The sequence below is a fragment of the Mesorhizobium sp. WSM4884 genome, from assembly GCF_029625675.1.
Lineage (GTDB): Bacteria > Pseudomonadota > Alphaproteobacteria > Rhizobiales > Rhizobiaceae > Mesorhizobium.
This window is the reverse complement of the sequence record NZ_JARTVO010000017.1, coordinates 50,637-62,885: the sequence shown is the minus strand read 5'-3', so window position 1 is coordinate 62,885 and position 12,249 is coordinate 50,637. Positions and strand designations below refer to the sequence as shown.

Annotated in this window: 12 protein-coding genes; 9 read left to right on the top strand and 3 right to left on the bottom strand. The window is 64.1% G+C overall.

Translation table 11 applies throughout. The annotated features are described in order from the left end of the window. Positions 1–336 precede the first annotated feature (336 nt). The gene (locus P9236_RS23380; RefSeq protein WP_278076945.1) at positions 337–570 is read left to right on the top strand and encodes a hypothetical protein; all 234 of its coding nucleotides are present in this window, start codon (positions 337–339) and stop codon (positions 568–570) included. A 332-nt stretch (positions 571–902) separates the two neighbouring features. Then, a complete protein-coding gene (locus tag P9236_RS23375; protein ID WP_278076944.1) occupies positions 903–1,346 on the top strand; it encodes a hypothetical protein in 444 nt (147 codons plus the stop codon). 112 nt (positions 1,347–1,458) lie between these two features. Here the strand turns inward: P9236_RS23375 and P9236_RS23370 are convergent, their stop codons facing one another. Both P9236_RS23370 and P9236_RS23365 read right to left on the bottom strand, forming a co-directional pair. Beyond that, positions 1,459–2,892, bottom strand: a complete 1,434-nt coding sequence (locus P9236_RS23370) for an aldehyde dehydrogenase family protein (RefSeq protein WP_278076943.1) — start codon at positions 2,890–2,892, stop codon at positions 1,459–1,461. A gap of 216 nt (positions 2,893–3,108) precedes the next feature. Beyond that, positions 3,109–3,564 carry a GNAT family N-acetyltransferase gene (locus tag P9236_RS23365; RefSeq protein ID WP_278076942.1) on the bottom strand — a complete coding sequence of 152 codons (456 nt, stop codon included), beginning with the start codon at positions 3,562–3,564 and terminating at the stop codon, positions 3,109–3,111. 408 nt (positions 3,565–3,972) lie between these two features. On the opposite strand from P9236_RS23365, the gene P9236_RS23360 reads away from it, so the two are divergent. Further along, positions 3,973–4,941, top strand: coding sequence for a YeiH family protein (locus P9236_RS23360; protein WP_278077003.1), 969 nt, complete (start codon positions 3,973–3,975; stop codon positions 4,939–4,941). Here the strand turns inward: P9236_RS23360 and P9236_RS23355 are convergent. Next, on the bottom strand, positions 4,938–5,435 hold the full coding sequence (locus tag P9236_RS23355) for a GAF domain-containing protein (RefSeq protein WP_278076941.1): 498 nt from the start codon (positions 5,433–5,435) through the stop codon (positions 4,938–4,940). The genes P9236_RS23360 and P9236_RS23355 overlap by 4 nt on opposite strands. 90 nt (positions 5,436–5,525) lie before the next feature. On the opposite strand from P9236_RS23355, the gene P9236_RS23350 reads away from it, so the two are divergent. The 6 genes from P9236_RS23350 (at position 5,526) to P9236_RS23325 (ending at position 12,095) form a co-directional block, all read left to right on the top strand. Next, the gene (locus tag P9236_RS23350) at positions 5,526–5,954 is read left to right on the top strand and encodes an NUDIX domain-containing protein (protein WP_278076940.1); all 429 of its coding nucleotides are present in this window, start codon (positions 5,526–5,528) and stop codon (positions 5,952–5,954) included. After that, the gene (locus P9236_RS23345; RefSeq protein ID WP_278076939.1) at positions 5,951–6,922 is read left to right on the top strand and encodes a GlxA family transcriptional regulator; all 972 of its coding nucleotides are present in this window, start codon (positions 5,951–5,953) and stop codon (positions 6,920–6,922) included. Before P9236_RS23350 ends, P9236_RS23345 begins: the two co-directional genes overlap by 4 nt. 315 nt (positions 6,923–7,237) lie before the next feature. Then, a complete protein-coding gene (locus P9236_RS23340) occupies positions 7,238–8,536 on the top strand; it encodes a Xaa-Pro peptidase family protein (protein WP_278076938.1) in 1,299 nt (432 codons plus the stop codon). A gap of 26 nt (positions 8,537–8,562) precedes the next feature. Then, positions 8,563–9,240 (top strand): isochorismatase family protein, encoded by a 678-nt coding sequence (locus tag P9236_RS23335; RefSeq protein ID WP_278076937.1) that lies wholly within the window; start codon positions 8,563–8,565, stop codon positions 9,238–9,240. Between the two features lie 5 nt (positions 9,241–9,245). Continuing rightward, entirely contained in the window at positions 9,246–10,226 is a 981-nt protein-coding gene (locus tag P9236_RS23330; RefSeq protein WP_278076936.1) for an alpha/beta hydrolase, read from the top strand. A 228-nt stretch (positions 10,227–10,454) separates the two neighbouring features. Continuing rightward, positions 10,455–12,095 (top strand): ABC transporter substrate-binding protein, encoded by a 1,641-nt coding sequence (locus tag P9236_RS23325; protein ID WP_278076935.1) that lies wholly within the window; start codon positions 10,455–10,457, stop codon positions 12,093–12,095. Positions 12,096–12,249: the final 154 nt, after the last annotated feature.

The following is a 12,249-nucleotide window of genomic DNA, read 5'->3' as shown; positions in this document are numbered from 1 at the left end:
CACCTTCTATATACCAGCAACGGTTGAATCAACCCTTACCAAGCATCCTTACTGGTGCATTCTGCCGATCGTTAGATTTTGAAATATCGGCGACACTATTCGAGGCACCGGAGACATCGTCATCGATCTCGGTTGCACGCGTTCTGCTATGATTTGCTTCCGCCGCGCCCAGTAGCATCCGCGAACCTTCCTAAAAGGCCTCGCTAAACATATTAGCGATCAACAATATATTAACGGCTATGGCGCAACCTTTCCGCGCCGGGGACGAGAACCGCCCCCTGATCGACGATCCGGCGCTTGTACGCCGAGACGTTCGACCGATGCGGAGCAAAACGCATGAGTGTCGAAACCGCGCTGGCGCAGCTGTTACGCATGCTTCACCGTCGAGCCTTGAATTTGGCAGCCTTGCCGGACGATGAAAGAGACCCGCACTACGACCGTATCCGCCGCTCATGCTGCGGAGCAGCCGAACATATCGGGCAGAGCCCCGACAATGCAGCCATCACGGCCAACAGCATGGTCGAGTTTACACGCGCCATGGTCGGGATCATCGAGGCAAGGCACGAGTAGGACGGCGGGAGAAGAAGAGGCGATCGGCCGCCGAACGACCGTCGGCGGTGCGGCGGCCGGATTTAGCTAGGCTGCCCAACAATTTCGCCTTCCGGGGTGAAAGGGAAGACCCCTGCCCGCCGGCTGGCCTCGCCATGATCTCATCCACGGCATCACTACAGCAATTTCACCCAAGACCTGGAGCCCGCAACGCTGCGACGATCGGGTCGGCAATGTTGCAGCGCCTTGTCGCTGCGCGCCTATCCATCGGAGAAAAAATCATGACGAGCATAATTTCCCCGTTTCTCGCGGCTCTCGGATCTGAAGGTCCTCCGGCAGACCGAGCGAAAGACATGGACCTCTATGGATGGTTGATCGGAAGCTGGGAGATGGACACCGTCCACCACCTCGACGACGGCACAATCCAGGAATGGAATGGAGAATGCCATTTTGGCTGGGTACTCGAAGGTCGAGCGATTCAGGACATCTGGATCAGGCCCAAGCGCCCGGCACCCTCCACCATGTACGGCACGACGTTGCGCATCTTCGATCCCGGGATCGGCGGCTGGCACATCATCTGGAGCGATCCGCTCAACCAGGATTATTCGCGCCAGATCGGGCGGGCCGAAGGCAAGGATATCGTTCAGGTCGGCGAGGACTCGCGCGGCCTGCAAACGCGATGGCGGTTCACCGAGATCACGGCCGACAGCTTCCACTGGGTCGGCGAGGAAAGATCTGCCGAGAGCAACCCTTGGCGGGTGACGTATGAGCATTTTGCTCGGCGGACAAATTCCTGAGTTGGCCGCCCTGAGTCGGTTGGAGCGGCTCAAAATTGTAGGGCGCGACCGAGACCGCGCCCTTGCCAAATCGTCTGGCAGCCGACGCTTGGGGTCAGCTTAGCGCCAAAGCCTACTCGGCCGCCTCGTATCCCGCGATGCCCTTGATCTCCAGAAAATCCTCCAGTCCGTATTCGGCGTATTCGCGGCCGTTGCCGGACTGTTTGTAGCCGCCGAAGGGGAGGCCGGCGTCCCAGGTCGGGTAGTTGATGTAGACGTTGCCGGAGCGCATGCGGGCCGCCGCCTGGCGCGCCTTCTCGATGTCCTTGGCCTGGATGTAGGAGGCAAGGCCGAAGACGGTGTCGTTGGCCTGCTCGATCGCCTGCTCGACCGTGTCGTAAGGCATGATCGACAGCACCGGCCCAAAGATCTCTTCCTTGGCGATGCGCATGTCGTGCGTCACGTTGGCGAAAACGGTCGGGCGGACATAGTAGCCGCGGTTGAGCTCGGCCGGGCGGCCGGGGCCACCGGTGACCAGGGTCGCACCTTCCTCGATGCCGCTCTGGATCAACCCTTGAATCTTGTCGAACTGCTGCTGGCTGACCACTGGACCCAGCTTTGTTCCTGGCGTATCGGCCGGGCCGACGGTGAATTTCTCCGCCGCCGTCTTGGCGTAGCCGGCCGCCTCGTCATGCCGGTCGCGCGGCACGAACATGCGGGTCGGCGCGTTGCAGGACTGGCCGCTGTTGCCGAAGCAGCCGGCGACGCCCTTGGCGACGGCCCGTTCGAGGTCGACATCCGGAAACAGGATGTTGGCCGACTTGCCGCCGAGTTCCTGATGCACACGCTTGACCGTGTCGGCGGCGGCCTTGGCGACCAGAATGCCGGCACGAGTCGAGCCGGTGAAGGACATCATGTCGACATCAGGATGGCTGGCCAGGGCCTGCCCGACGGTCGGGCCGTCGCCATTGATGAGGTTGAAGACGCCCTTCGGCACGCCGGCCTCATCGATGATCTCGGCGAAGATGATGGCATCGAGCGGGGCGATCTCCGAAGGCTTCAGCACCATGGTGCAGCCGGCGGCGAGAGCCGGGCCGACCTTGCAGGTAATCTGGTTGAGCGGCCAGTTCCACGGCGTGATCATGCCGACGACGCCGATCGGCTCCTTGACGATGAGGGAGGAGCCTTTCACATGGCGGAACTGATAGGTCTTCAGCACCTCGGCCATCTTCTCCAGATGCGCCTGGCCGACGCCCACCTGGCTGTCCAGCGCCATCTGGCGCGGCGCGCCCATCTCGCGCGAGACAGCGAGCGCAAGGTCCTTGCTGCGCTTCTTGTAGACGTCGATGACGCGGTTCAGGATGTCGAGCCGCTCCTCGACCGACGTGAAGCCGAAGCTGGCGAAGGCGCGCTTGGCGGCGGCGACCGCCTTGTCGACATCGGCTTTGGTGCCCAGCGAGATCTGCGCGAAGACGTCCTCGTTCGACGGATCGATGACATCGAAATTGTTCGGCACCACAGGATCGACCCAGGCGCCATCGATGTAGAACTGCAGATTGTGTGACATGCTTCGCTCCTAGGGGCCGCCGGGCTTCAATCGTGGCGAGGTGATCGTCGTATATCGTCGGAGATAACGATGCGGCGATCGCCCTGTCAAACGCAAGCGGAGGTGATTGAGCCAGTGCGCTGAATTCCTGATGCATACCGCCCAAAAATGTGCAGCGATTTCAGGAAAGCGACATCGACGAAGCGCGTCGTCTGAATCCGATCAGGCGGCGCGCCTTTACGTGGTCAGCTTCTTGCTCATATGGACGGTCGTCCCGTTCATGAACGGCTCTTCGCGGTCGATCGCGTAGCCATGCTTGCGGTAAAGCAGCACATTGGCCTCGAAGGCGCCGTTGGTCAGCAGGCGAAGTTCCGGACGACCTGCCTCGATCGCTTGCCGCTCGGCGCTGTCGAGAAGCAGCCGTCCGATTCCCCTGCCCTGCGCATCGGGCGCCACGGCAATGTTCTCGATCCAGATGTGATCGTCATGCGCCATGGTTTCGATCAGCCCGACGATGCGGCTGTTCTCGACGGCGAGGTCGAATTGATGCTCTTGCAGCGCCTTGTCGTAGTCGGCGCGCATCGGCAAAGGCTCGCGGCCGATCACCGGCACCCATTTGGCATAGGCCGCCCGCACGATGGCCTTGATGGCGGCGGCACGGCCGGCCGAAACAGGATCTGAACAGTCATTCAAGCGCTCCAAAATGCAAAAACCCGCCGATCGTTTCGATGGGCGGGCTGGTGATGGACGAACCGGTTTTGCTTACTAGCCGGCCTTTGTCTTAACGCAATCAGCTTGCCGCTCCCGTGAACGGCAGCGTCGCTGCGAGTTTGCAAAGAAGGCGGTCATGGCGCGAAGCTGGATCGGGAGCCGCGACGTTGTCAAGTCGGGCGTCGGCCGTCGCCCAAAAGCCCGCAATCCTGGCGCCAATCGTTCGTGAAAATCGATCATTATAACTCGAATAATTCGTTGGAAAGATTGGTTTAGGAATGGCATTTCCCTGGCGAACACGCCAGGAGAATTCAATTGTCTTTCCTGCCCGCCGCCACGAACGATCTTCCAAATGGGCTCAATTCGGCCAACCCTGGAAGCTCTGCCCCGATCTATGCCAGCATCGTGCCGGGAATCGTGCTGACGGCGATGATCACCAGCGTCGCCTATTCGGCGCGCAATCTCTCCGGCCTCACGCTGTTCAGCCCGATGATCCTCGCCGTCGTCGCCGGCATGGTCTATTCAAACGCTCTCGGCGCACCCGTTCATGCCAAGGCTGGGATCGCATTCGCGCAGCGCCGGCTGCTGCGCTTCGCCATCGTGCTGCTCGGCTTCCAGCTCACGCTCGGCCAGGTGGCGGGCATCGGCCTCGGCGGCGTCGGCATCGTCGCCGCCACGCTCGGCGCGACCTTACTGTTCACCGTCACGCTCGGCCGGCTGATCGGCGTCGACGCCAAGCTGGCGCAACTGATCGCGGCCGGCACCTCGATCTGCGGCGCCTCGGCGATCGTCGCTACCAACATCGTCACCGACGCGCGGGATGAGGATGTGACCTATGCGGTTGCCGCAATCACGCTGTTCGGCACCGTCGCCATGCTCGGCTTCCCGCTGCTGGCGCCCCTGTTCGGCCTCGACCAGCACGGTTTCGGCCTGTGGGCCGGAGCGTCGATCCATGAGGTGGCGCAGGTAATCGGTGCCGGCTTCCAGAACGGCACGCTTGCCGGCGAAACGGCGACCGTCGCCAAGCTGACGCGCGTCGCCATGCTGGCGCCGACGGTGATCGCGCTCGGCCTGATGGCGCGCCGCAGTGAAGCTTCCGCCGCGAAGCCGCCGATGCCGTGGTTCGTGGCGGCTTTCGTCGCGGTCGTGGCGCTGAACAGCCTGGCCGCGATCCCGGCACAGATTCATTCGGGGATCGCGTTGGCCGCACAGGCCATGCTGACCATGGGGCTCGCCGCCATGGGCCTTCAGGCCGACATCTCGCAGCTGCGCTCGCGCGGCCTGCGCCCGCTGATGCTGGCCTTCTCGGCTTTCATCTTCATCGCAGCGTTCAGCTTGACGCTGGTGAAACTCGTCTAATCCTCAAAGGAACTCGCTGCGACATAGATCGCGGCGAGCTTTTCGATGCCGGCCTGGTCGTCCTTGTCGAAGCGGCCGGGCAGCGGGCTGTCGAGGTCGAGCACCCCGAACACGCCCTCGGCGTCGCGCAGCAGCACGACCAGTTCCGAGCGCGAGTCGGCATCGCAGGCGATGTGGCCGGGAAAATCGTGCACGTCCTTGATCAGCATCGACATGCCGAGATCGATGGCGGTGCCGCAGACGCCCTTGCCGACAGCGATGCGCACGCAGGCCGGCTTGCCCTGGAAGGGGCCGAGCACCAGCTCTTCGTCGGACTGTAGGAAATAGAAGCCCGCCCAGTTGAGGTCGGGCACCATCTGGTAGATCAGCGCCGAGGTGTTGGCCGCGTTGGCGATCGAGTCGGCCTCGCCTTTCAGCAGCGCTTTCAATTGCGTGGCCAGCTCGTCGTAGAAGGCCGGCTTGTTGCTGGTGTCGATCTTGGTTGCCGCAAACATCCTGGTCGTTTCTCCGTTGCAAGGGCGCAGATGCGCCCGCTACAGTCCGCCCTCTCTGCCACCGAAGCCGCCGCCGGGGAACAGCCTATCGTGACTTCCAACCATGCCAAGACCGCCCTGGCCAAAACGATCCGGATCGCCGCCGCCGTGATCCGGGATGACAACGGCAAGCTGCTTCTGGTGCGCAAGCGCGGCACCAACGCCTTCATGCAGGCTGGCGGCAAGATCGAGCCGGGCGAGGCGCCTGTCGCCGCTCTTGCGCGCGAATTGCGGGAGGAATTGGGCATCGTCGTCGACCCGGCCGCGGCTTCGCATCTGGGTTCCTTCTCGGCGCCCGCAGCCAATGAGCCGGATGCCCGGGTCGAGGCCGAGCTCTTCGAACTGGCGATCGCCGGCGAGCCGGTCCCGGCGGCCGAGATCGAGGAGATGATCTGGCTGAGCCCGGAGCTGGCGAGCGGCACGGAGCTGGCGCCGCTCACCGCCGACATAGTGCTGCCGCGCTACGGCCGCCAGCCATGAGCCAGGCAAAGCTATCTCCAGGCGGCGAAGCTCCCCTCACCTTCGCGGTGCTGGTGTTTCCCGGCTTTCCGATGATGGCGTTTTCCTCGATCGTCGAGCCGCTGCGCGCCGCCAACATTCTTGCCAAGCGTGACTGCTACCGCTGGGTGATCGTGGGCGCCGACGAGGGCACCGTCGAGGCCTCCAACGGCGTCGTCATTCAGCCCGGTTTCTCGGCTGCCGATGCGCCGAAGGTCGACCGCATCGTCGTGTGCTCCGGCGGCGATGCCGACCATGTCGTGGCCGACGAGGCGATGGGCTGGATCCGGAAGAGCCTGCGCGGCGGCGCGCATATCGGCGCGGTGGCGGATGCGGCGTTCTTCCTCGCCCGTGCGGGACTGCTCGACGGGCACGCCTGCACGTTGCACTGGACCAGCCAGGCTGCCTTCACCGAGGCTTTCCCGGATATCGATCTCAGGCGCGACCTCTTCGTCATCGACCGCAAGCGCTTCACCTCGGCCGGCGGCGTCGGCAGCCTCGACATGATGCTGGAGATCATCACGCGCGACTACGGCGCCGAGCTTGCGGCGGGCGTGGCGGAATGGTTCGTGCACTCGCCTTTGCGATCGAGCATCGACCGCAAGCTGATGCCGCTCAGACTGCGCACCGGGGTGCAGAACGAGCTGGTGCTGTCGGCCATCGCCATCATGGAGGACGCGGTCGAGGAACGGCTTGGCATGGCGGAATTGGCGGAGCGTCTGGGCGTATCTCCCGATAAGCTCGAGCGCAATTTCCGCGCCGAGCTGGGCCTTTCTCCCAACGGGTACTACCGGCGGCTGAGGTTGAAGCGGGCGGCCGACCTGTTGGCGCATTCGACGCTGATGGTGCGCGATGTGGCATTAGCCTGCGGCTTTGCCTCGATGTCGAGCTTTGCGCGGGCGTTTAGGGAAGAGCACGGGCACGCGCCCAAGGCGACGCGGCGGCATTAGCCCTTCACGGTGCTGAAACACCGAGACGCTGGCGGTACAGCGCCCCCCTCTGTCCTGCCGGACATCTCCCCCACAAGGGGGGAGATCAGCCGTCGCGGTCGCTTTCGCCAATCGCCAACGTCGAGAGCCGGCGCTGAAGCTTTCAATCTCCCCCCTTGAGGGGGGAGATGGCCGGCAGGCCAGAGGGGGGTGCGAAGGATCGCGGCGCTTCTCGTTTCCCGTCGACGCGGCTGCGGCATCCAGCACAACAATCGCGGAATGCCGCACAATCTTCAACCTCGGCCCGGCTATGTTCGCGAAGAACAGGAGGCCTCCATGAGCATCGTCGTCTTCGACCCGGACAGCACCGAGGATGTGGACTTCAAGGACCGCATGCGCCATCCGGCGGCGGCCGATCCCGCCGGCGGCATGTGGCTGTCCGACACCGAGCCGTCCTTCATCGACGCCGACGCGCTGCGCAAGGGGCGGCTGGCCAAGCTGCGCGCCTGGCTGCGCGAGGCGGGTTATGGCGGCGCCGTTTTGTTCGATCCCTACAACCAGCGCTACGCCACCGGCTCGCGCAACATGTTCGGCTATTTCCTGCGCAACTCGACCCGCTACTTCTTCATCCCGACCGAAGGGCCGATCGTGCTGTTCGAATATCCGCAGAGCTACCATGTCTCGATGGTGCTCGACACGATCGACGAGGCGCGGCCGTCGAAGCTTGTCTGGTCCTCGGTCTCCGGCCGCGACGACGAGACCGCCGGGCCTTTCGCGGACGAGATCACCGAGCTTCTGAAAAAACATGGCGGCGGCTCGATGAAGCTCGGCCTCGACCGCTGCAGCCATCTGCAGGCGCTGGCGCTGGAAAAGCGCGGCTGCGAGGTGAAGGATTGCCAGGGCGAGATCCTGGCCGTGCGCGCGGTAAAGACGCCGGAGGAGGTGAAATGCCTGCAGGTGTCCATGGCCGGCGCCGAAGCCGCGGTGGCGGCCGTGCGCGAGGCGATCAAGCCCGGCGTCTCCGAAAACGAGCTGTTCGCCATCATGTATCACGAGGTGATCCGCCAGGGCGGCGAGTTCATCGAGACCCGGCTGCTCACCTCGGGACAGCGCACCAATCCGTGGTTCAACGAGGCGAGCGGCCGCAAGATCCGGCCGGGCGAGCTGGTCGCGCTCGATACCGACACGATCGGCTGCTACGGCTATTATTCCGACTTCTCGCGCACCTTCCGCTGCGGGCCGGGCAAGCCGACGCCCTACCAGAAGTCGCTCTACCGCATGGCGCACGACCAGGTGCAGCACAACATTTCGATCGTGAAGCCCGGCATGGCTTTCCGTGAGATCGCCGAGAAGGCCTGGAAGATCCCGGACCGCTTCGTCGACCAGCGCTACACCTCGGTCATGCACGGCGTCGGCATGCATGGCGAGACGCCCTTCATCGCGCATGCGATGGATTACGAGACCTATGGCCGTGACGGCATCATCCAGCCCGGCATGGTGGTCAGCGTCGAAAGCTATATCGGCGAGAAAGGCGGCCGCGAGGGCGTGAAGCTCGAGGACGAGATTCTGATCACCGAGACCGGCACCGAGCTGCTCTCGCGTTTCCCTTATGAAGACGAGTTTCTTGACAAGTAGCGCCAACGCATCGACAGCACATCCGCATGAAGAATCCCATTTCCATCCGGCGCGGCACGGTGGCCGCGGTATTCGTCGATCTCCAGGAGGAGCATCGCAAGGACAAACGCTATCTGGTCGAGGGCTTTGCCGAGATCCTCGCCAACGTCCAGCGGCTGCAGGAGGCGGCGCGCCGCAATTTCGTGCCGCTCTACCACTGGGCCTATGTCGTCGATCTGGCCGAGGCGCGGCCGTTCCATCCCGTGGATGACAGCGGCAAGTCGGTCTTCTCCGACAAGGACGACCCGCTGACGGCGATCTGCCATGAAGTGGCGCCGCAAGACGGCGAAGCGATGCTCATCAAGGCGCAGGCGAGCGTCTTCGGCAAGGGCGATTTCGCCATCAAGCTCCAGGCCGCCGGCATCGAATGGCTGGTCATTGTCGGCGTGTGGACCGAGGCCTGCATCGACGCCACGGTCAAGGACGCCATAGCGCTCGGCTTCCGCGTGCTCCTGGTCAAGGATGCCTGCGGCAGCGCCACCGCTGCCATGCACCAGACCGGCATTCTCAACCTCGCCAACCGGCTCTATGGCGGCGCCGTCACCAACACGCTCGACGCCTGCCGGCTAATGGCCGGCGACACGGTGAGCATTTGGCAGGTCGAGGGCTCGGTGCCGCTGCGCTTCACCTTCGAGAACGCGGCGCAGCTCTACGCCGAGCTCTGACGGCGATGGCCGGCGAGCCAGCGGCAAGGCGCGGCAAATATGGCGACCGGCTCGACCCGGGGCTCTGGGACTATATCGACAGCGTCAACAGCTGGTACCCGCCGGAGATCATGGCCGCACCCATCGCCGAGCAGCGCGCGGTCTACGACAAGATGTGCGTGGCGTTCCACCAGGGCCATCGGGAAGGCGTGACCGCCAGCGACGGGCTCGTTGCCACGGCTTCGCATGCCGTCCCGGTCCGGCGCTACCGCATGGCGAACAAGGCGGCAGCGGCGATCGTCGTTTATTATCACGGGGGTGGCTTCGTGCTCGGCGGTCTCGACAGCCATGACGACATCTGCGCCGAGATCTGCGCCGGCACCGGCTTCGAGGTCGTCTCGGCCGACTATCGCCTTGCGCCGGAGCATCTCCATCCGGCGTCCTTCGACGATGCATTTGCCGTGTTCGAATGGGTCGTTGCGACGAGCACGCTGCCGATCGTGCTCTGCGGCGAAAGCGCCGGCGGCAATCTCGCAGCGGCGGTGGTGCAGGCAACGCGCCACCATGCCCGGCGCGCCGTCGGGCAGATGCTGATCTATCCTGGCCTCGGCGGTGACGAGACCGGCCGCTCTTATGTCGAGCACGCCAAGGCGCCGCTGCTCACGCTCGCCGACATCGACTTCTATCGTCGTGTCCGCTCGGCGCCAGGGCAGTCACCTGACGACCCGACCTTCTCGCCGCTCAAGGACCGCGATTTCTCCGGCCTGCCGCCGACAGTGATCATCACCGCCGAATGCGATCCGCTTTCGTCCGATGGGGAGACCTACCGCGATAAGATCCTCGCCGCCGACGGGCAGGCCGTGTGGCGCGAGGAGCCGCGCCTGGTGCACTCCTTCCTGCGAGCGAGGCCGACGGTGCCGCGCGCGGCGGCGGCGTTCGCGAGGATCATTGACGACATCGCCAGGCTGGGTGCCGGCGATGGAGCGCTAATCTCCCCCACAAGGTGAGAGATCGGCTGTATCGACGTCCTGCGGAACAGCGCACAAGAACTGCGGAAAACCAGACATTTCGCCGCGGAAAGCAGACCTATCATCTGCTCGCAGGCAACGGCGCCCTGGCGGCCGCATCCGCCCCCGCGCCCGACGGCAACTGGGGCGCGCACCGACCTTTCGTGCAAAGTCGTTGCCCCAAACCGCCGCGCGGGACGACATGCGTCAACAACAGAGGGAACGACGATGAAATTCATGCTGACCGACAGAAAACTGCACCCGCAAGCCAGGCCGACCGCCGACGATTTCAGGAAAGGCGCGATCAGCCGGCGCGAATATCTGGCGCTGATGGCCGGCCTCGGCGTCAGCGCCGCCGGCGCGCTGGCGCTGGGAGGGCTTACCCCCTCGCCTGCCCACGCCGACGAGCCGAAGAAGGGCGGCGTGCTGCGCGTTGCCATGAACGTCAAAGGCTTCAAGGACCCGCGCACCTTCGACGGCGTCGAGATGTCGAACGTCGCGCGCCACTGCAACGAATATCTGGTACGCTGGAAAACCGACTTCACCTTCGAACCGTGGCTGCTCGAAAGCTGGGAAACCAGCGACGATGCCAAGACGATCACGCTCCACGTGCGCAAAGGCATCACCTGGTCGAACGGCGACACTTTCAATGCCGACGACGTGATCCACAATCTCAACCGCTGGTGCGATGCTTCGGTCGCCGGCAATTCGGTCGCAGCGCGGATGGGCGCGCTGGTCAATGCCGACACCAAGAAGCCGGTCGACGGCGGCATCCAGAAGGTCGACGACTACACCGTCAAGCTCAACCTGCCCAAGCCTGACATTTCGCTGATCGCCGGCATGGCCGACTATCCGGCACTGATCATGCACCGCTCGTACGAGGGCGATGGCGACCCGAAGAAGGCTTTGGCCATCACCACCGGCCCCTGCGAGCTGGTGAGTTGGGACGCCGAGACGGGCGCGGAGGTGAAGCGCAAGGACAAGCCGTGGTGGAAGGGCGAGTTCTATCTCGATGGCATCAAATGGGTCGATTACGGCTCCGATCCCAACGCCATGCTGTCGGCCTTCGAGTCCGGCGAGATCGACACCGATCACGAGACCGCTTCGGACGCGGTGTCGCAGACCGACAAGATGGGCCTGCAGAACTCCGAGATCGCTACCGGTTCGACCATCGTCGCGCGCTTCAATGTCGGCAACGCGCCCTATGACGACGTCAAGGTGCGCCGCGCCGCGCAACTCGCCGTCGATAATGCGGCCGTGCTGAAGCTCGGCCTCGACGGCCGAGGCAAGCCCGCGGACAACCATCATGTCGGCCCGATGCATCCGGAATTCGCCGATATCGGCCCGGCCAGGCGCGATGTCGAGGCGGCGAAGAAGCTGCTCTCCGAAGCCGGCAAGGCCGACCACGAATACGAGCTGATCTCGGTCGATATCGAATGGCAAAAGAGCACAGCGGATGCGATCGCAGCCCAGATCCGCGAGGCGGGTTTCAAGATCAAGCGCACCGTGCTGCCAGCCGCGACCTTCTGGAACGACTGGAGCAAGTTTCCCTATTCCTGCACCGAATGGCTCGGCCGTCCCCTCGGTGTCCAGGTGCTGGCGCTCGCCTATAAATCCGGCGCGGCCTGGAACGAAAGCGCCTATTCGAACAAGGAGTTCGACGAGCTTCTCGACAAGGCGCTGGCAACGCCCGACGCTACCCAGCGCAAAGAGATCATGGCCAAGATCGAGCAGAATTTGCGCGACTCCGGCGTCATCATCCAGCCCTACTGGCGCTCCGTCTACCGCACCTACCGCAAGGGCGTGCATGGCTGCGAACAGCACCAGGCGCTCGAGCAGCATTTCGAGAAGGTCTGGCTGGAGGGCTGATCATCGCGTGGTCTGTCTGGGTGCTGCCGATCAGTAGGACCCGGACAGACGCGCGGCCAGTAACAGGCAGAACGGCGAGACCAAGGAACTATCGGTCTGCAGGCAAACCTTGCGGTGGATGTGCCGATTACCTCGTCCTGCCTCTGCCGGACGA